The organism is Arcticibacterium sp. SM2516, from assembly GCF_057914865.1.
This window is the reverse complement of record NZ_CP195290.1, coordinates 3,934,299-3,955,123: the sequence shown is the minus strand read 5'-3', so window position 1 is coordinate 3,955,123 and position 20,825 is coordinate 3,934,299. Positions and strand designations below refer to the sequence as shown.

Genomic DNA, 20,825 nt, shown 5'->3' with positions numbered 1-20,825 from the left:
TTGGCTCAAAGTATTATTGCCTTACAGTATTTAATTAATTTGATCTGTGTGCTATATTCCCAGCTTGAAATGGAAATGCGATATTTTCGTCTTTTCTGTATTAGCATCTTTTTATAGATTTACATAGGATTTGGCTTATTATAAGGTCGGTAATCAATAAATATTAGTATCATGAGAGGTTCTTCGGGTTTGAAAATGAGACTCATTTTGGGTTTTGTAATGGCGGTTATTGCATTGATAAGTTATTACGGTAAGACGCAAGAAAATCCATTAACAGGTGAAAGTCAGCAGGTAGGAATGAGTCCGGAGCAGGAAGTTTCGATGGGCTTGCAGTCTGCCCCGCAAATGGCTCAAGAGTACGGTGGCTTATATCCGGATCATAAAATTCAACAACAAATTAAGAACGTTGGGAATAAGCTTGTTGAAAATTTCAACAACACTTTAAAAGAGAGAGGAATACAAAACCCTTATCGTTTTGATTTTCATGTTCTGAGAGACGAGCAGACAGTTAATGCTTTTGCTCTACCTGGGGGACAAGTTTTTATTACCGCTGGGCTCTTAAGTAGACTGTCGTCAGAAGACCAATTGGCTGGAGTTCTAGGACATGAAATTGGTCATGTAGTTCATCGTCATTCTGCTCAGCAAATGGCACAAAGTTCGTTTTTTCAGGGTTTGGCAGGAGCGGCAACAGCTGCAAGTGGTAATTATGGTACTTCGGAAATAGCGAATTATGTGGCTCAAGTTAAAATGATGAAGTTTGGAAGAGACGACGAGCTGGAGTCTGACGAATTTGGCGTCCATTACATGATACAAAGTGGTTATGATGCTAATTCTATGGTGGAGGTCATGGAGATTTTAGCAGAAGCGGGTGGTGGTGAAATGGATAGAGATGAGTTTATGAGTTCTCACCCAAGCCCTGCAAATAGAATTCAAAAAATTAAGGAACACATAGCCACCTACGAAGGTTCTTCTTCTCAAGACTAAGAAATAACCTTATCAGGATTTTTTAAAATATTGATGAATCTTATCGTAAGAAAAACGGCAGCAAAACTTAATCCTGCTAATAAGGCGTACCAGATGCCTTTGGCTCCAAGGCTATAGTGAAATGCTAGGAAGTATCCCAATGGGAGAGAGATGACCCAATAGGCTATGAATGTGATATAGGCAGGGATATTGACATCTGAGATACCTCTTAAATTGCCTAATGCAACAGCTTGTATGCCATCAGACAACTGAAAAATAGCAGCAATGACTAAAAGCGGTTTGGCGAGTGCTAAAATCTCCAAGTCACTAATGTATATCTGGATGATAGGCTCTCTAAAAATAAGTATTAAGATCATGGTGGTAGTCATGAAAATTAATACTAAAAAATAAGAAGCTTTCGCTGCAATTTTAACTTGATTGATGTCTTTCTTTCCTACGGCTGACCCTACGCGTATTCCTCCAGCAAAAGCAATACCAGTAGCGGTCATATACGTGGTAGAGGCAATGTTCATAGCGATTTGATGGGCGGCTAAAGCGTTTTCTCCTATCCATCCCATCATCACTACTGCTATGGAAAATGCACCTATTTCAAAGAGCATTTGGAATCCACCTGGAATGCTAAGTTTTAGAATTTTTAAGGTCTGTTTGGTGATAAAGAAGGGGTGAATTTTCTTTGGGAGTAAGGTTCTGATAGCATTTTTCTTATAGATATATAGAGCAAGTGCTAAAAGCATGAATAACCTTACAATAAGTGTGGAATATGCTGCTCCATTTAATCCTAATTTGGGGAAGAAGCTAAATCCGCTTATGAGAGAATAATTCAGGATGATATTGGCAGCAAGACCAATGAAGGTTATATTCATGGCTACTTTCGGTAAGGAAAGACCATCGACAGTTTGTTTTAAAGCCAGAAAGAAAAATAGCGGTATGTTGGATAAGGTTATGATTAAAAGAAAAGGTTTGGACAGGGTAGTGATTTGTGGTGTTTGAGCCAGTAATTCAAAATAATAAACAAGAAAAGCACCGATAAGTGTAAGAACGATACTGTATAATATAGCTATTGTTATCGAGGCATTAAAAGTTCTATGTAGTTCTTTGGTGGCATGGGCAGCATAGTTCCGGGAAATAATTGTGGCTACTATGGGGAAGCCACCTATAGCTAAGGAAGAAATTAAAAGTGCTATGGAATTGGATATACCTGCGGCAGCAAGAGCTTGTGTTCCTAGAAGTCTTCCAATAATTATATTATCAGAAACGCTCATAAGAATAACCCCTAATTGGGCCACCATTATGGGGAAGGCGAGACGAAGACTGTGTTTCATCTCTGTGAGTAGGGAAGTACTTATTCGTAGCAATTGTTAAATGTAATCTAAGCTTTTCTCAATTCGAATACTGTGATTTCTGGAAGAATGCCCAATCTGCCCGGATAGCCAATATAGCCATAGCCTCTGTTTACATAAAGCTGTTGATTATTTTCTTGATATAAACCAGCCCATTCTTTATACCTTAAACTTGCTGGACTCCATTTGAAGCTTCCGATTTCTACACCGTATTGCATTCCGTGTGTATGTCCTGCAAATGCGGCGTCGATGTTTGTATGGGCTAAAACTTGTTTACGCCAGTGCGAGGGATCGTGCGAGAGTAGTAATTTCGTGGAAAATTTATCGTCTGAGTATTGCAGTGCTTTGGAAAGATCTCCATGCTGTGCAAAACCTTCTCCCCAGTTTTGGATTCCTAAAATTCCTATGGAATCGTTATCTACAGTAAGGGTACGGTTTTCGTCCATTAATATATCCCATCCCATTAACTTATGAGCATGAATGAGATCTTTGAGATTTTGATTTTTTGAGTTCAGACTATCCCATTTCACGTAGTCGCCATAGTCGTGATTTCCGAGTGTAGAATACACTCCTAATGGAGCTTGAATACGTTTGAAAATATTGAAATAGTCTTTCAGTTCTTCAGCTTTATTATTCACGATATCTCCAGTAAAGAAGACCATATCTGGTTTTTCGGCCAATAACATATCCACGCCTCCTTCCACAGCGGTTTTATTGAAAAAACTACCCGAATGTATATCCGATATTTGAATGAGTTTTAAGCCATGAAATTGTTTCGGAAGGTTGGGGAGTATAAGTGGAACACGTCTTATTCTATAATCGTGAGCTCCAGAAATAATTCCCCATGTCATAGCTCCAATATGCGTGGCTCCAACAGCTAAAGCGGCCTTGGTGATAAATTGAGAGCGACTTATGACATTTTCAAGAGGAGCATTATTAATTTCGGAAGAATCTTTTGTGCCAGGGCTGACCCAGTGGTATGCACGTTTAAATAGATTTACAATATCTCCGAGAAATAAAATAGTGACTGTAAGGATTTTGGAGAGATAGATGATTAAAATGAAGGTACCTAAAAAAGTTTTGGTTTGATGGCTAAGTTTATCCGAGAAAATATAGAAACCAAGTAGGATGGCTATAAGACTGACGAAGGGAATGCTCCAGTAAAATAAAGTTACTAGTTTTTGGTTTGAGATGGACCAAGAACGTATGAGCTGTTTAATCCCTGAAAATATATACCAGTCAATACCCAATAGAAGGAGTAGGAATAAAACTAGGATTGTGATTCTTTGCATTTTGTCGCTTTAGTTCTAAGTAGAACTGTGTTAGGTCTCTTGAAGTTCGACCATTTGAGTTTTGTTTGTAACTATTTAAGTGGAGTAGACCTTGCGACTCAGTTGTTTGTAGGAATAGGTGTATAAAAAAAGGATGCCTAACGGGTAGGCATCCTTTTAAAAACTGAAGGTCAATTAAATTACACGCTAACTTGCTTAAGCGTTACAACAAACTCATATCCAAAACTCCAAGAAGTTTCGAAAACAATCGTTTTAGTAGCTGCATCAACTTTGAAAGACTTAAGAAAAAGTTCTCCACCAAAATCACCAACTCCGATAACTTGATCAGAAGTGAATCCAGTAGCTGTCTTAGTCAGTTTAAGACCTGTAGCAGCATAATGAGAACCATATCCACTACCGAAGTCATACCAACCACCGATAGCATCTGAAAGTAAATAGGTACCGTCTGCCGCTTTCTTAATGTAAACATATTCGAAAGTTGGACGTGCTGTACCGTTTCTCTTAACCGTAGTGGTATAAACACCTGAGATGTCTCCAGCAGCTAAATCTCCATTACATGGGTAATAGTTTATGTTACGGAATGCTGAACCAGGGATGTTATCCTTGTTGATAGCACTATAAGCTACAGAATAGATATCTGGACCATCAATTGATGTTCCTCCAAAGTAAAGTCCTTCTACAGCGGTAGATAGCTCTATTTCACTTCCACCTTCAAAAGCTTTAGCACTATAATCCGCAGGATTGTATGTGTCACCACAGCCTAAGTTAACCGTTGCATCACCTTTTAATTCAATGAATGGAAGGTAAGTGATCTCCGAAGGAGTTATGTCAAACTCTTGAGTACAAGCAGCAAAAAGGAATATGCTTAATGCTGATATTATTGATATTTTTTTCATTTTTTTCATTTTTAATTGTCCCAGAAAGTTTTTTCAGTGATAACTCTTTGTGCTGGGGCATTTGGATTTAAACTTCTTTCAGTTTCTGGGTATAACCAGATAGAAGGGTAAACTCCTGCAGATAGCACAGACAATGGAGGGCTTTGGAAAATACCTTTAGTAAATAATCTGCTAGCAGGTCTGTCAAATCTTCTGGTTTCTATCCAACCTTCATCTTCTTGAGTACCGTTTAATGAAATCCATTTTTGAATGGCGATAGCATCAATTTTAGCATCCAAGCTTGTTAGAGCAGTATACTTTAAAGAAGTGATATAATCTGCTGCACCTGCTACTCCTAAGAAATTGAAGTTAGCAGTGATTGCATTAGAAAATGAAGTTGCAGCATTATCTGCTGTGCCATATCTAGCTGCAGCTTCAGCTCTTAAGAACCATACTTCCCACTCACTCATTAAGTAAACAGCGTTTGCGTTTCCGTAAGCAGCTGCAGAAGAACCACTATAGTTAGAGGCAGGAGCAGTAAATGGCTCATTATCTATGGTACCTTGATTTATACCTGCAACTCTACCTGCATTACCACCAGTAGTAGCAGGAGAATAGAATGAATTTATTCTTGGGTCATTTAGACTCTCAAGAACGTTAGTGGTAGCCTTACTTGCGAAATAGAAGTCACCAACACCAAATTCAAACCTTGCATACATCGGATTTTCGTCACCAGTAGTACCAAGGAAATTAATTTTTGCAGCATCAGCAGCCCCTTCAATGAAGTCTCCGCTAGAAATTAATGCAGAAACGGCTGAAGCATTTGGCTTTGTTTCAGAAGTTCTCATTAGAATTCTCAATTTAAGAGAATTTGCGAACTTCGTCCATTTCTTAAGATCTCCACCGTATACTAAGTCATCAGCACCAATGCTATTAGGAGCAATAGAAAGTTCTTCAATGGCTTCATCAAGCTTAACAACAAGGTCAGCATAGATAGTTGCCGCATCATCATAAGTAGGAGCTAAAATAGAACCATCTTCAATTTCACCTAATAATGCTTGAGAGTAAGGTATATTACCAAAGTGATCTACAAGACCTTGAAATATGTATACTTGAAGAATTTTACCTACACCATTGTATGCTTTGTCTTCGCTTTTAGTAAGGTACCTAAGGTCGGTTAATGCATTTGCATAAGCTCTGTTCCAATAACCATTATTATCATCAGGTTGAGATACATATCTCTCAGAATTACCTATTGAAACACCAATACCCCATGTGTAGTATTGACCCCAAAGGAAAGAGAAAGAATTTAAATCTACATCATTGATGTAACTAAGGTAACCTTGTGCACTGGTTAAAACCTGTGCATCGTTTGCAGTTGGAGATCTATCAGGATCAATGTTTAGTTCTGATAATTCCGTACATGATTCAGCGAGAATCATGAAAGGGATCAAGAATAATATTTTATATATTGATTTCATTTCTAAGTTACTATTTAAAATGTAAGTCCTAATTTAACACCAAGGCTTTGAGCTGGAGGTACACCAGTGGTTTCGATACCTACGGCATTTCCAGTTAACGAAGGGCCATTTACTTCTGGATCTCCGAAAGTGTTTTCTGCAGGAACCCAGAACTTAACGTTATTTGCGTACACTCCAAGATTTAGAGAGTTGATTTTAGCCTTCTTAAGAAGAGAAGATGGGAATCTATAGTTTAATCCTATTTCTCTCAATTTCACAAAGCTAGCATCAATCAAATAACTAGAAGCTGCAGGGTCATAGTTTGTGAAGTAATCTTGCTCTGTAATTTCAGTCTCATTAGGAACATAAGCTCCATCTACCAATACCACACTGTTCGGGTAGATATATGGTTCTCTGTTATAGGTAGCAGTATTTAAAGCTGTACCGTTAAACTCCGTAGAGAATTTAGTTAAAGAGAAGAAAGTTCCTCCTTGTTTAGCATCCAAAAGAGCGTTCAATGTAAAACCTTTGTAACCAATAGAAGTGGCTACACTAGCTGTGTATTTCGGTTGGTAAGAACCTAAAAGTTGCTCTTCTTCAGAGTATTCTGGCATACCCGTGGCACCTACTACAGTTTGACCTGCATCATTCACTAAAGGAACTAAGGCTTTGAATGTACCGAATGGAGAACCTTCACTTGCTACAATAGAAACACCTCTAAATGGTCCAAAAATAGTAAGTTCATCAATTTCATCTGTGATTTTGACAACCTTATTCTTATTAGTCGAATAGATGAAGTTCAAATCCCAAGTCAAGTCTTTAACTAAACCTTGAATAGGCTTAAAGTTAACAGATAACTCGTGACCTTTATTCTGCATTTCACCAATGTTTGATGTAGTGCTGGTAAAACCAGAAGAAGCAGGAAGATTAACGGTTACTATCTGATCCGAGTGAATAGAGTGATAGTAGGTATAATCAATGTTAATTCTGTTGCTTAGAAGAGAAACGTCAGCACCAAACTCATAAGTTGTTGTTAACTCAGGTCTTAAATTTGGATTACCGATTTGGTTACTCACTGTAAAACCAGACTGTCCATTAAGAGGGAAAGTAAGGGTGTAATCACCTAAACTAGCCAAGGTTGGATTCCCGATAAACGTAGAGTTTAATAAATATAAACCTGCATCTTTACCTGTTGTTCCAACACTTCCTCTTAGTTTGATATGGTTAAGATATGGATTGCTCTTAACTCCAAGAAGGTCAGAAACAATAATAGATGTTCCTAATGCTTGATAGAAGAAAGTATTATTAGCAACAGGAAGCGTAGAAGACCAGTCATTTCTAGCAGAATACTCTAAGAAGACCATGTCTTTGTATCCAACACTTGCGTTAGCTAAAACTCCAAAAAGTCTATACTTTGAAGAAGATTGGCTTGATTGAGAGTTTTGTACACTGTTACTTAAGTTATACCATTCTGGTACAACCAATCCACCGTTTGTAAAACCAGTTAAGCTACTACTTCTTCTGTCAAATAGGTTATAACCACCTGTTACATTAAGAGAGAAGTCGTCAGTAATTTTTGTGCTATAGTTAGCCAAAAGAGACGCATCCCAGTTCGTTCTCAAATTTTGAGAATTTGAATAGCTACCCAATGACTCATGCTTAGTATTTCTTGTACTTAAAGCTAAATCGTCACCCCATACCAATTGCTGATCTGGTGTAAATGTTGGCACATATTGATTAATACCAACGCTGACAAGGTTGGAACCTACTCTAGCAATAATATCCAAGTTTTTAATTGGCGTATATGTCAAAGACATTTTGGTGAATAGGTTGTGAATTTTACCTTGGTTACCATAGTCATTTAAGATATAGTAAGGGTTTACAGAAGAGTAAGAACCCCAGTAACCGTTTACATCATGGAATGGGCTATTATAATCTCTCAATTCGTTAATTGGAATATTTACTGGAGATTGAACCACCATGGCATAAGCATTTAAACCTTCAAATGCTCTAGAACCCTCTGTAGCAGTATTTTGATCGATGAGTGAGTAATTCACTTTAAAATCAGTTTTTAACTTGCTGTTCAACTTTGCACTTGCGTTTAAGTTGATAGAGTTTCTGTCATAGTTGGTATTTTGCATGATACCTTTTTGACTTGTATTACCATAAGAGAAATAGTACGTGAAATCTCCTTTAGCACCTGATAAATTAACACTGTTATTCAATGTGTTTCCTAAATCAAAAAAGCTTTGTAATTGGTCTTTAACAGCACTATATGGTCTTGTTAAAGCCTCTAGAGAACCATCACCATCAGAATCGATAGGAGAAGTCCATGGTCTAACTATACCGTCAAAAGCGGGGCCCCAAGACCAGTTTTCACCAGTATCTAAATGAAGATTGTCATATCCTTGACCGAATTGGTCTTGACGTTTTTGAAGCACGTATGCTTTTTCAACAGAATAAGAAGATTTTATTCCAATCTCCATTTTTCCGTTAACACCGCCACCACCTTTTTTGGTTGTAATAAGAAGTACACCAGATGCACCTCTAGAACCGTAAAGAGATGTCGCTGAAGGTCCTTTAAGAACCGTTACAGAAGCAATGTCTTCTGGGTTAATATCATTAAATCTGTTACCGAAATCGGAATACCCGTTTTCTGGAGAACCGTCACCTCCACTGCTTACACCGTTATCGATAGGAATACCATCTACTACGATTAAAGCATTGTTATTACCTGTAAGAGAACCCTCACCACGTAATACAATTCTTGTTGAAGCACCAACAGCACCAGAGTTAGTGCTTAATTTAACACCAGATACTTTACCTCTTAAGGCTTCTAGTGCGTTTTTGTTAGGTGTAGATTGTAAGTCTTCAGACTTAACAGTTTGGTTAGCATAAACCACATCTCTTGAGTTACGGCTAATACCAGTTGAAGTAACTACGATTTCTGAAAGTAGTCCAGCATCCGAAGTTAAAGCAACGTTAATTAAGCTTTGATTTCCAACAGCAATTGATGTGCTGTTCATTCCAACGAAAGAGTATACTAATGTAACTCCTTTATCAACGGCAATTTTGTAAACTCCGTCAACATCAGTTGTGGTACCACGACTTGTACCCTGAACAGTGACGGAAACACCAGGAAGTCCTATTCCGTCATCAGCCGAGGTCACCTTTCCAGAAACTTCCATGGATTGTGCATAAGTGAAAACACTTAAGCCAACCAAACACATGGTTAATAAAAATTTCTTCATACAGTTTGTTATTAAGGTTTTTAATTGTTCATAAAGTACCAAATTAAAAAATGTTAAATAAATTATGACTTGAATATTAATAAAATTCAATTTATATGGAAATAGTACAATGTTATGTTAGAAAAGTATAATAGTATGCGTGCATACTATTGAAGGAGGGGAAGTTATTTAGGAGCTTGTTTTACAACGATTTTACTTAGGATTTTAGGGAAAAAACGTTTCAAATACACTCCTAAAATCTCCTTAAGTCCACCTATGTAAATTTCGTTCTTATTGCTAGATATAGCTTTTACAATTTGTTTGGCACAATCTGATGCCGACAAACCATTTAATTGATTATTATCCATTTTCCCATATTTACTGCCATCGGCGGAAAGGGAGTTTTTCGATATATCAGTGTTGATATATCCGGGACAAACAACGGTAACCCCTATACCATTCTTGTGAATTTCGGCCCTAAGGGAGTCGTAGAATCCACGGACAGCGAACTTTGCAGCAGCATATCCAGATCTGCCTGGAGTAGCTACCAAACCCGCTATACTGGAAGTGGCGGCTATATGACCCGAGTTGCGTTCAACCATATATGGAAGAACAGACTTTGTAAGTGCAATAACACTTATAAGATCTATATCTATCAGTTTTCTGTAAACAGAAATGTCTGTTTCAAGCACGAAACTTCTTTGTGAAATTCCTGCGTTATTGAATAAAATATCTATTTGACCGAATGTGGAAATGACTTTTTTAGTCAAATCATCAAATTTTTCTATTTCTAGAACATCCATCGGTAAAACCAGAACATCTTCATCTGGAAGCCCAAGGTTATCCTTAACTCTAAGGAGTTCGTTTTCTCTTCTGGCAGAAAGTACAAGTTTACAATTCTTTTTTGCAAATTCATAAGCTGTGGCTTCTCCTATTCCGGAAGAAGCTCCTGTAATCCATACAACTTTCTGATTGAAGTCCATTTGCTTAAAAGAATATCTTTAGTCTCTTATTAATCTATTATTATATTAATCTATTATTACGGCGTTTCCTGCTATTACTTCTTCTTCTACAAACTTATACTTCACGTCTCTTTTAATAGAGCCGTCTCTAAACTGCACACTTACTTTGTCGTTTCTGTTGGCTACCTTTTGAGATTTAGCAGGAGTTACTGGTGCCGAAGAACCGCCATCTTGGTTCCCCTCTGCTCTGTTGGTAGATAGTTTTGGTGTATCTTGCTTTGGAGGAGCTATTTGTTGAAAACGCATTTCTACAATGTTCGCCTTCATTAAAAATGAAATCATTTCCGCATTAACTTTCTGCAAGAAGTTTTGGAACAACTCCACCGCCTCAAATTTGTAAATTAGTAGTGGGTCTTTTTGTTCGTAAGAAGCATTTTGTACAGATTGCTTCAGGTCGTCCATGTCTCTTAAATGCTCTTTCCACTCTTGGTCAATAACACTAAGAGAAATGGCTTTTTCCATTTCTTTGATAAGCTCTTTTCCATTAGAGTCGACCGTTTTTTGCATATCGCAGAAAACTGCAATATTTCTCGTTCCATCCCCCACCACGGCCATGAAAGGTTCATTTTTAACAGCGTTTCTGTCTTCTAAAACCCTTTTAAGAACGGGTATGGTTTTTTCGGCAATGGCTTGATTTTTAGCATTATAATGTTTGTCGGCTAGCTCATAGAAGTCATTTTCCAGACTAGACTTAGAACTGTCAAACTCTTGTCTTGTAATTGCAGGTTTGAAGCCTAGATTTTGTAGTGTTCTTAGTTCAAACTCGTCGTAATTCTTATTTGCATTGTTCAGAATAGCATGACATGTGTCGTAAAGAACATTTGCTATATCAAGAGATAATCTATCTCCAAAAAGAGCATTTTTACGCCTTTTATAGATGGTATCTCTTTGGATATTCATGATATCATCATACTCAATAAGACGCTTACGAATACCGAAGTTATTTTCTTCAACCTTCTGTTGAGCTCTTTCAATGGAGTTGGTTATCATGGAATGTTGGATGACTTCACCTTCTTCCATACCGAGTTTGTCCATCATTTTTGCGGTTCTGTCTGAGAAGAACAGTCTCATAAGACTATCTTCTAAACTGACGAAGAACTGAGAAGAGCCTGGGTCTCCTTGACGTCCTGCTCTACCTCTAAGCTGTCTGTCTACACGTCTAGATTCATGACGTTCTGTGCCCACAATGGCCAAACCTCCAGAAGCCTTACTGTCTGGGGTTAGCTTAATATCTGTACCACGACCAGCCATGTTCGTTGCAATGGTAACGGTACCTGGCTTTCCAGCTTCGGCCACGATGTCTGCCTCTCGGGAGTGTTGCTTGGCGTTAAGTACTTGATGTTTAATCTTTCTGATACTTAGCATTTTACTAAGTATTTCTGAGTTTTCTACAGAAGTGGTACCTAAAAGAACTGGTCTGCCTTTATCCACAAGCTCAACAATCTCATCTGCTACGGCGTTGTATTTTTCCCTTACGGTTTTAAAGACTTTGTCTTGCATGTCATCTCTTACAATCGGTCTGTTGGTAGGGATAGTCATGACATCTAACTTATAGATTTTCCATAACTCGCCAGCTTCTGTTTCCGCAGTACCTGTCATCCCAGCTAGTTTATGGTACATTCTAAAGTAATTTTGAAGCGTTACTGTGGCGTAAGTCTGGGTAGAGTCTTCAACTTTTACGTTTTCCTTTGCTTCTACCGCTTGGTGTAGTCCGTCGGACCATCTTCTACCATCCATTACACGGCCAGTTTGCTCATCCACAATTTTGACCTTGGAATCCATTAGAACATAATCCACATCTTTTTCAAAAAGACAATAAGATTTTAGGAGTTGGTTTACAGCGTGAATTCGTTCTGCTTTAGTAGAATAATCTCTTATTAGCTCATCCTTTTTAAGAATCTTGTCTTGCTCAGAGTCTGGGCTTTTATCGATTTCATCAATCTTTATCGACAAATCTGGCATGATAAAGAATTCTGGGTCTTCATCATGACCGGTGAGGTAGTCAATACCTTTATCGGTAAGTTCTATACCTTTATTTTTTTCATCAATGGTGAAATAAAGAGGTTCATCGGCTTGAGGCATTAATTTGTTATTCTCAGCGATATGAATGGCCTCGGTATCTAAAAGTATTTTTTTAATACCACTCTCAGAAAGGTATTTAATCAGCGGCTTGCTTTTTGGGAGTCCTCTGTAAGCTCTAAATAAAGAAAGACCACCTTCTTTAACTTCTCCATTTTTAATTAATTTTTTGGCTTCATTAAGATAGTTATTGACAATGGCTTTTTGAACTTCAACAATTTGAGAAATTCTTGGCTTTAAGGAGTTGTAAAGAGCTTCATCTCCTTTTTTTGCCATAGGTCCACTAATTATCAAAGGTGTTCTGGCGTCATCAATCAACACAGAATCAACCTCATCAATCATAGCGAAATGGTGCCTTTTTTGAACCAATTCCTTTGGGTTACTTACCATGTTATCTCTAAGGTAATCAAAACCAAACTCGTTATTAGTTCCGTAAGAAATTCCCGAAGCGTAAGCTTCTCTTCTGGCATTACTATTAGCAGGATACTTGTCAATACAGTCGCAAGTAATACCATGAAATTCAAAAATAGGAGCCATCCACTCCGAGTCACGTCGTGCTAGGTAATCATTGACTGTTACTATATGTACGCCTTTACCAGCTAAGGCATTTAGAAAGGCAGGGAAGGTAGCGACCAAGGTTTTACCTTCACCAGTTTGCATTTCGGCTACTTTACCTTTATGGAGTGCTGCTCCACCAATAATCTGAACGTCATAATGAAGCATGTTCCATCTTAAAAGATTTCCTGCTGCTTCCCATTCACTATTCCAGATGGCAGTATCGCCCTCAATGGTGATATGTTTTTTTCTCATCGCCAAAGTTCTATCAAGATGAGAGGCCTTTACCGCAATGCTGTCATTGTCTTTAAACCTTCGAGCGGTTTCTTTGACTATGGCAAAAGCCTTTGGTAATATTTCTAATAAAACATTTTCTAGCTCTTCGTTTTCTTGTTCCTTAAGTTTATCAATCTGATCGAAAGAGGCTTCTTTATCTGCAATGGAGAGCTCGTCGTTCTCGTCGATATTCTTTTGAATATTTTCTATTTGAGTATGAATAGAAGAAAGAGCATCTTTGATGTATTGCTTCAGGTCTTCGCTTTTTGCTCTAAAGTCATCATTACTAAGTTCCCTTAGCTTTTCAAATTCTTCGTTCGTAGAAATGACATAAGGCATTAATTCTTTTACATCTTTTTCAGATTTTGTTCCGAATATTTTTGAAATGCCCTTGGTTAAAAAATTTAACATTATATATAATTAAAATCGTGATGTCTCAAATAAAAAATAGAATACAAAATTACTTAATTCAAATTGTAACGTAACAAGAATGATGCGTGAAATGAATAGATGCCAAATTGACAACTTTTTTTCTTAGGGAATGGCATTTATGTCATGAAAGCAGAAACCAGTAAGTTTTTTTCTCCTAAAAATGCAAGTATTAAAAGGCTTGTCATCACATTTAAATGGCCACAACAGGTTTGCCTGAGATTTTTTCCAATAAGGGAATTAGGAACTTATTGGCATTTTCGGAGGTGGTTTTTAGTAGATCCGAAGCTTCAGCAGTTTCTAATATTTTTCTTTCTGCAGACTTATAGGCTTCTTCGAAGAGTAAATCCTCATTCATAAAGGCATACTCAGAATGATATATTTTTGATTTGGAATGGTCTACTTTGAAATGGCAAATGTATGGTTCCGGTAAATGAATATAAGTGGTGTCCGTTTCTATTCTTATATCTTTGTCCATGATTTTAGTTAAATCAATGCACCCAGAAGCACTTCCATAGACTATCAGAAGTGCTTTAGGGTCTGGTAGGAAGTCCCTTGAAAGCCTTTGCTCAACGATGTCATTAAAGAAATATGAGGCCAGTTCAAGGTTTCCCATAGTTCTAATTTCCTTCAGGATTAGGGAGTGGCTTGATTCAACTTTCTTAATTTTGAAAGGATTTGGTATAGAAGGAATTAGGAACTTCCACGCCAAAATAAGCATGCAAGCCACGAGAAAAACACCGACAATATTTTTTATGAGTTTTGTCATTACTGAATGAAAGGAAATAATATTAATTTTGTTGTGAAATACAAACGAATTTTATGGGCGGTGGTATAAGTATAAATGTACCGTGCGTTAATTATCATTATAAGCAAAACGAAACTAATTTAGATTTAGTTTTATGAATTTACAACCGATAGAAAGAAGAAGTAATTTATCTAGAGAGGAGTTTATAGAAAATTACTTGAAACCTAAAAAGCCAGTTATTTTTACTGATTTAGTGAAAGATTGGCCTGCTACTGAGAAATGGACATTTGAGTGGTTGAAAAAAAACCATGGAAACCTTGAAGTTCCATTGATTGATAAAAATTATCATGACCCTAAAAAGTATTTTCAGATAGCGAAAAGAATGAAATTTGGAGATTATTTAGATCTTATTGAGGAAGGACCTGTGGATCTGAGGATTTTCCTATTTGATATTTTCAAGAAAATACCCGAATTGACGAATGATATCCGCTATCCAAATATTATGGATGGGTTTATTAAAAGTTATAAGTTTATGTTTTTTGGTGGACAGGATTCTGTCACCAGCTTACATTATGACATGGATTGCTCTAATGTTTTTTTAACGCAATTCCAGACGCGTAAAAAGATTATTCTTTTTGGTCCCGATCAAAGTAAAAAGCTCTATAAGCATCCGTATACGGTAATGAGTCATTTTGATCCTGAAAATCCGGATTATGATAAATATCCTGCGGCTCAAAATTTAGAAGGTTTTGAAGGTGTTTTTGCACATGGAGAAACTGCTTTTATTCCTTCGCTTTGGTGGCATCATATTAGGTATGTAGAAGGTGGGTATAGTATAGCTCTTAGGGCTAACGATTCCGTCTTTACTACACTTAAAGGAGGCCTTTATTTGGCTAGACATTCCGTGGTAGACAGAGGGATGACTAAGCTTATAGGAAGTAAATGGAAGGATTGGAAAGAAGCTAAGGCCGCGGAAAATGCCCTTCAATTTGTTTAAGAATTTAGATTAGGTGTGTCTTAACTTTAAGAGAGGTTTTGCTTTTGCAAAACCTCTCTTTTTTTGTCCAGGCGAAGGTTTTTTTTAAACCCGCTATATGCATAAAAAGTCTCCCGATTTTATAGGGGCCGTAGCTAAATTGCTTCATATCAGTCCGTAACTCATTTAAACTCAATCACCAGAACGGTGCTATGCTAATTTCGTTTAAATGCCTGATTTAATACACATTAAAACTCATTTCGGTTCTCCAATGCATAAACCGGGTTAATGGTAGTTCATGTCTTTTGAGTGACAGGTCTATGTATAGATTCCTAGGATAGTGGTAAAGCTATCTTTTGGGCAATTTCTCTTATAGAATTATGTAATTTGCATGGATGCAATCAAATTTAATCTCAATTATATTTTAAAGCTTTGGAAAGTCTAAAATCTAACATTCAATACATTACCTTAACCCGTTTGCTAAAAACAGATTTTGGACAGTTTGACAATGCTTCTTTAGCTTTTGGCTTCATTTTGAAAGAGTTAAATAATGCTATCCATGTAAATCGAATAGGTGTTTGGGAGCTTCAAGATGATAAAATTATTTCAGAGAGTATCCTTCAAGATGGTGAGCTTAGCGAGCTGCAGGAAGTCTTATTGGAGAAAAACTACCCGGAATATTTCAAATGTGTAAGAAAGGGATTGCCTTTGGTTTCTAAGAACGCCCTAAGTGATAAAGAGCTTACAGAACTGGTGCATGATTACTTGAAACCTTTAAAAATAGCTTCCGTATTAAATTTTCCAATTTATGAGCGAGGGATAATTATTGGTCTTTTGTCTTTTGAGCAAATTGCTACACCTAGAGAATGGACAGAGAACGAGATTGATTTTGGCAATTCGATTACCGGATTAATGTCTTTAGTGAGGAGCCTTTTTATGGCAAGGGAGTCGGAAAGCAAGTTGTTTGATGAAAAGGATTTGCTTAGGACCGTAGTGGATCGTTTGCCATTAGGTGTTTTTGTGAAGGATAAAGAGCATAAGTTGACTTTATTAAATTATGAGGGCCTAAAGTATATTGGGGTAAAGTCTGAAGAAGAGGTTATTGGGAAAAGAAATATAGATCTTTTTCCAGAACAAGTTTCTCAGTTTTCCTTAGATCAAGATAAGGAAATTCATAGAACAGGAAAGTCAATTTTAAAACAGGAATCATTTCAAGTGAGGCCTAGTGATTTAAGTTTTAGGAGATTTGTGATTTCCAAAATCCCAATTGAGGATGAAAATAAGAAAGTAAAAGGTTTAATTGGCATTGTTCAAGACATTACAGAACCGTCGGCTAGAGAGGCAGAGCTCATGGAGCGGGAGGAGAAGTATAGGTTTATTGCCGAGAATACGACAGACGGTTTTTTAGTGTCTGAAGGAGATTACGTAACCTATGTGTCACCTTCTTGTGAGAAAATATTGGGTTATAGTATTGAAGAAACCATGAACATGCAGGGGGAAGAATTATTTAATTTAATTCATCCGGAAGATATGGTCGAGATTAAATCAATTTTAGAAAAGGCCATTGCAGAAAGGCGAAGTAATGTTATCGTAAAACATAGGGCTAGGCAGAAATCAGGCAAATATATTTGGCGTGAAAACGCGGTAAACTACTTCTATAACTCGGAAGGAACCGTATGGAGAGCTATAGTTTTAATGCGGGATATTACAGAATTTGTCTTATCTGATATAAAGTTAAAAGAGAGCGAAAGGCTTTTGGGAGATATACTTCATTCTCTTGACGAGGCGGTCTGGGCGGTAGACTTTTACAGTGGTACGCCTATTTTTATGAGTAAGTCTTTTGAGTATCTGTTTGGCTTTACTTTAGAAGACTGGAAGGCAAATCCAGACAAATGGAAAGAAGTTATTCATGAGGAAGACAAGTATATTGTAGACCGAATTTTTGAAGACGTTAAGGATAGGAAATTTGGTCCTTACACCGTTCGTGTTTTTAATAAAAGCGGGGAAGTTAAGTGGGCTGAAAATCGGGGGAAGGTTCTTTTGGATGAAGAAGGGAAACCCAAAATCCTATTGGGCATGGCTGGGGATATCACGGAGAAGGTATTGGCTTTGAAAGAGTTGGAACGTAGTGAAAAACAGCTCTCTTTAATTATGAACTCTTTGGATGAGGTTGTTTGGGCTGTAAAGCTACCTGCTAGAGAACCTCTATTTGTGAGTAATTCTTTCGAAAAAGTGTTTGGAATACCTATCGATAATTGGTACGAGGATTACGCCGTTTGGTCAAATTACGTGACGGAGGAGTTTCGAGAGAAGGAGAAAATAATGCTACAGAAGCTTTTTAGCGAAGGCTTTACCCAAGGAGTGATTCAAATAAAAGACGCTGATGGTCATTTGAAATGGTTGGAGTGCACGGGTAAGTATGTTTATAACGACAGTAATGAACTAGAGATGATGCTCGGTATCAGTGTTGATATCACCGAACAGATTAATGCCGAAGAGAGACTAAAAAGTAGTGAAAGGAATTTAAGTGACATATTAAACGCTCTGGATGAGGCAGTTTGGGCTGCTAGTATTCCAAAATATGAGCCACTATTTGTAAGTAAATCTTTTGTGGATTTTTATGGCTTTGGGCTAGAAGAATGGAAAAAAGATTGGAAGCTCTGGGAAAGGGCGGTTCATCTAGATGATGCCTATATGATAAAAGGTTTTAAGGATAACATCAGGGCCTATGAATCCATCAGCTGCGACTGTCGCATTGTGAATCTAAAGGGTGAAATTAGATGGGTGGAAAACATTGCGAAAACAATTTTTGATGATAACGGAAAACCCTATATGGTTTTAGGGATAGCGATTGATATTACCAATAGAAAACGAGGGGAACAAAAACTTAATGAAGTAAAAGAGCAGGCTCTGAAATCTGAAATGGCCAGAGCAGAGTTGGAGTTGAAAACACTTCAAATGCAAATGAATCCTCATTTCATTTTCAATTCATTAAACTCTATTCAGAGTTTTATTCTTAAAAATGACGTGGTTTCTACCAACGACTATCTGAGTAAGTTTGCTCGACTAATTCGCTCTTTTCTAGACAGTTCTAGAAGTGTAGGGATTCGGTTAGGAGATGAAATAAACCTTTTGAAGCTTTACGTAGAAATGGAACAAATGCGTTTTGAGGACAAGTTTGTTTTTAAATTGGAGATAGTGAAAGAGGTCGACAAGATGATTGAAATACCAACCATGATGTTGCAGCCTTTTGTGGAAAACGCTATAAACCATGGAATCAGATATAAAAAAGGCAAGGGTTTACTGTCTGTTTCTTTTCAAAAAGAGGGGGAATATATTTTGTGTAAAATAGAAGATGACGGCGTAGGTAGGGTTAGGTCAAAAGAAATTCTAGATAAGACCAATAAAGGATACATTTCTCAAGGGCTTAAAATAACCGCAGAGCGATTTGAGACCTATAATGCCATTAATAAAACGAACATCAACTACGAAATTTCAGACCTAAATGATAATGAACCAGATGTGGGAACTTCTGTGAAGGTTTATTTCCCAATATCTACTTTGCTAATGGACTGAGATGAGCTTACTTTTTGAATAGTTTTTTGACTCAAACTTTAAAATGTACGGCGTGTGTTTAGGCAACTCAATATGATTTATTTCAATCCTTTTATTTAAATCTTTTGTTAAGATTACTTCTTTTTCGTAAAAAAGAATTCCTGAAAGATTGAAAAGTTTAAGGTTATAATTTCCCGAAGAAGGAGCTTGAAAGTCTATTATAAACTTATTGTCAGAAGGGTTGGGATAAACCAAAAGTGTTTCGGCCTCACGCTCCTTTGAAGAAAGTATTGGGTTTATGATAATCTCAACGGCCGTCTGGCTTAAACACGAGTTGTATTCTGCTTTTAAAACATACACGCCTGCATTTTCTAATCTTGCGTTTTTTATATTGGGATTGGCTTCATTGCTGGTGAATCCGTTAGGGCCACTCCAGTTTAAGGTTCCTTTTCCTTGAAAGTTTGCCCTTAATTCTAAATCGCTGGTTTCTAAGATAGGGGAATTAGAAGTGGCCGTTATTTCTGGGAATGGGTTTACATTTATTTTGAAAGTATCTGTCAGACACTTTTTAATATCCGTTGCAAAAATCAGGGTGTCTTTTGATAAATTTGGAATTATGATTTCTGATTTATTGTCGAATAATATCTGAGGCCAGCTGCTCTTTAAATGAAGGCTTTCACCGCAATCTACCGTATACTCTTTGGATAGATTTACGTCTTTTAGAACTGTGAAATGGTCAAGTCGAATGCCCTTTGAAGAAATATATTTGACCACCATTTCATTGTTTTCAAATTCTAAAATTACGGCTCCGGTTTCGTCGGAATTTGAATAATACATGACGTCATGTGGGTATCCTTCAGACTTTCCGCCTACCCATCCAGCCGTTCCCGCTACCAAATAGATGGTTCCTTCCTCTTTATTAACATAAGGACAGGAGTTTTGTTCGCCATTATACCTGCCAGAAGACGTGCTGGTGGTATGATTGTTTATTGAAAAATCAGACTCTTTTCCAGAAAAGCCTTTTAAAGGGTAGGAGCGTTCATAATTATGCGAATGCCCGGTTAATACTAAGTCTACATGGTGCTTTTCAAATATGGGAACAAGGTTAACTCTAATGTCTATAAGTTCCGGTTCTTTATCAGAATCGTGAGAACCTTTTGAGAAAGGGGGATGATGAAAGAAAACCACTGTCCATGGTAATGTATTAGCCGATAAATCTTCTTGCAGCCATTTGGCTTGCTTACTTAACAAATCAGACATCCTTTTGTTCTCTTCCTGACCGTAAGAGTCTAAAGAGATAAAGTGCACATTTCCTGCATCAAAAGAATAATAAGCCTCTGTACCAGATGGAACTCCGCCTGATTCTCCTCGGATAGGTAATGCGAATATATTGAAGTAGTCTGGTCGTTGGCCGAAATCATTGGGCCAAGTTTTGCCAGCATAGTCGTGGTTTCCTGGCGTAGGCCAGAGTACGGTGTTCTTCAGTAAACCTTCTTGATATATGGGAAAAAAATTGGTTTGATATTCACGGTCGAAACCATAGTTGTAGGCGTTGTCTCCTAGGAGCAATAGCCCATCAATCATCTTAGTTCCGAAATACTGTTTTACTTGATTTAGCACTTCCTTTTGTGCTGGTGTTCCGGTACCGCAGTCTCCTAAAGCCACAAATTGAAGGCGTTCCTTTGAATCTTTATTAGGAAGTGTTTTGAATGAACCTTTGTACGTTTTATTATTAGTGTTTTTTATAGCATAAAAGTAAACCCTGCCTGATTGTAGATTTTCTAAATGAGCTTCAAAGTCTATAAAGCCAGTGACTTCCAAAGACTGGTCGAGGTTGTTTTCATTTAAGCCATATTTCAGCTGAAATGTTTGAACCGCGTTTGACCGCCATTTGATAAGCATACCCGTTTGGGTGGCAGATTGTAAAAAAGGCCCCCTAACTATTTCTTGTCCTGTAGAGGCAAAGAAAGAAAGGAGGCCAAAGATTAAGAAGCTCAACTTCAT

The 20,825-nt window shown here is 37.4% G+C and carries 12 protein-coding genes; 3 read left to right on the top strand and 9 right to left on the bottom strand.

Annotated features, from left to right (window positions below; genetic code table 11):
- Positions 1-171 precede the first annotated feature (171 nt).
- Positions 172-984 (top strand): M48 family metalloprotease, encoded by an 813-nt coding sequence (locus tag ACSBFT_RS16330; protein WP_489601495.1) that lies wholly within the window; start codon positions 172-174, stop codon positions 982-984.
- Here ACSBFT_RS16330 and ACSBFT_RS16325 read toward each other — a convergent pair.
- From ACSBFT_RS16325 to ACSBFT_RS16290, 8 genes are all read right to left on the bottom strand, one after another.
- Positions 981-2,306 carry an MATE family efflux transporter gene (locus ACSBFT_RS16325; RefSeq protein WP_463045004.1) on the bottom strand — a complete coding sequence of 442 codons (1,326 nt, stop codon included), beginning with the start codon at positions 2,304-2,306 and terminating at the stop codon, positions 981-983. The genes ACSBFT_RS16330 and ACSBFT_RS16325 overlap by 4 nt on opposite strands.
- Positions 2,307-2,353: 47 nt before the next feature.
- Positions 2,354-3,616 carry a metallophosphoesterase gene (locus ACSBFT_RS16320; RefSeq protein WP_489601494.1) on the bottom strand — a complete coding sequence of 421 codons (1,263 nt, stop codon included), beginning with the start codon at positions 3,614-3,616 and terminating at the stop codon, positions 2,354-2,356.
- A gap of 179 nt (positions 3,617-3,795) precedes the next feature.
- Positions 3,796-4,512 carry a BT_2262 family domain-containing protein gene (locus ACSBFT_RS16315; protein ID WP_489601492.1) on the bottom strand — a complete coding sequence of 239 codons (717 nt, stop codon included), beginning with the start codon at positions 4,510-4,512 and terminating at the stop codon, positions 3,796-3,798.
- Between the two features lie 11 nt (positions 4,513-4,523).
- The gene (locus ACSBFT_RS16310; RefSeq protein WP_489601490.1) at positions 4,524-5,972 is read right to left on the bottom strand and encodes a SusD/RagB family nutrient-binding outer membrane lipoprotein; all 1,449 of its coding nucleotides are present in this window, start codon (positions 5,970-5,972) and stop codon (positions 4,524-4,526) included.
- A 14-nt stretch (positions 5,973-5,986) separates the two neighbouring features.
- Complete coding sequence (locus ACSBFT_RS16305; protein WP_463045008.1) at positions 5,987-9,202, bottom strand: SusC/RagA family TonB-linked outer membrane protein; 3,216 nt, start codon at positions 9,200-9,202, stop codon at positions 5,987-5,989.
- Positions 9,203-9,366: 164 nt separating this feature from the next.
- Positions 9,367-10,164, bottom strand: coding sequence for an SDR family oxidoreductase (locus ACSBFT_RS16300; RefSeq protein ID WP_489601489.1), 798 nt, complete (start codon positions 10,162-10,164; stop codon positions 9,367-9,369).
- A gap of 45 nt (positions 10,165-10,209) precedes the next feature.
- Positions 10,210-13,524 (bottom strand): preprotein translocase subunit SecA, encoded by a 3,315-nt coding sequence (gene secA / locus ACSBFT_RS16295; RefSeq protein ID WP_463045010.1) that lies wholly within the window; start codon positions 13,522-13,524, stop codon positions 10,210-10,212.
- A 211-nt stretch (positions 13,525-13,735) separates the two neighbouring features.
- A complete protein-coding gene (locus ACSBFT_RS16290; RefSeq protein WP_489601487.1) occupies positions 13,736-14,311 on the bottom strand; it encodes a DUF4230 domain-containing protein in 576 nt (191 codons plus the stop codon).
- A 133-nt stretch (positions 14,312-14,444) separates the two neighbouring features.
- Here ACSBFT_RS16290 and ACSBFT_RS16285 point away from each other — a divergent pair, with 133 nt between their 5' ends.
- Complete coding sequence (locus ACSBFT_RS16285) at positions 14,445-15,287, top strand: cupin-like domain-containing protein (RefSeq protein WP_463048246.1); 843 nt, start codon at positions 14,445-14,447, stop codon at positions 15,285-15,287.
- A 411-nt stretch (positions 15,288-15,698) separates the two neighbouring features.
- Positions 15,699-18,842: a PAS domain S-box protein gene (locus ACSBFT_RS16280; RefSeq protein WP_489601485.1), complete on the top strand. Its 3,144-nt coding sequence runs from the start codon at positions 15,699-15,701 to the stop codon at positions 18,840-18,842.
- On the opposite strand, the gene ACSBFT_RS16275 is transcribed toward ACSBFT_RS16280, so the two are convergent.
- Positions 18,831-20,825, bottom strand: a complete 1,995-nt coding sequence (locus tag ACSBFT_RS16275; RefSeq protein ID WP_489601483.1) for a metallophosphoesterase — start codon at positions 20,823-20,825, stop codon at positions 18,831-18,833. The genes ACSBFT_RS16280 and ACSBFT_RS16275 overlap by 12 nt on opposite strands.

Coding starts and splice junctions, on each gene's coding strand:
- ACSBFT_RS16330 (WP_489601495.1), top strand. CDS start 172: ATGAGAGGTTCTTCGGGTTTGAAAATGAGACTCATTTTGGGTTTTGTA.
- ACSBFT_RS16325 (WP_463045004.1), bottom strand. CDS start 2,306: ATGAAACACAGTCTTCGTCTCGCCTTCCCCATAATGGTGGCCCAATTA.
- ACSBFT_RS16320 (WP_489601494.1), bottom strand. CDS start 3,616: ATGCAAAGAATCACAATCCTAGTTTTATTCCTACTCCTTCTATTGGGT.
- ACSBFT_RS16315 (WP_489601492.1), bottom strand. CDS start 4,512: ATGAAAAAAATATCAATAATATCAGCATTAAGCATATTCCTTTTTGCT.
- ACSBFT_RS16310 (WP_489601490.1), bottom strand. CDS start 5,972: ATGAAATCAATATATAAAATATTATTCTTGATCCCTTTCATGATTCTC.
- ACSBFT_RS16305 (WP_463045008.1), bottom strand. CDS start 9,202: ATGAAGAAATTTTTATTAACCATGTGTTTGGTTGGCTTAAGTGTTTTC.
- ACSBFT_RS16300 (WP_489601489.1), bottom strand. CDS start 10,164: ATGGACTTCAATCAGAAAGTTGTATGGATTACAGGAGCTTCTTCCGGA.
- secA (WP_463045010.1), bottom strand. CDS start 13,524: ATGTTAAATTTTTTAACCAAGGGCATTTCAAAAATATTCGGAACAAAA.
- ACSBFT_RS16290 (WP_489601487.1), bottom strand. CDS start 14,311: ATGACAAAACTCATAAAAAATATTGTCGGTGTTTTTCTCGTGGCTTGC.
- ACSBFT_RS16285 (WP_463048246.1), top strand. CDS start 14,445: ATGAATTTACAACCGATAGAAAGAAGAAGTAATTTATCTAGAGAGGAG.
- ACSBFT_RS16275 (WP_489601483.1), bottom strand. CDS start 20,825: ATGAAGTTGAGCTTCTTAATCTTTGGCCTCCTTTCTTTCTTTGCCTCT.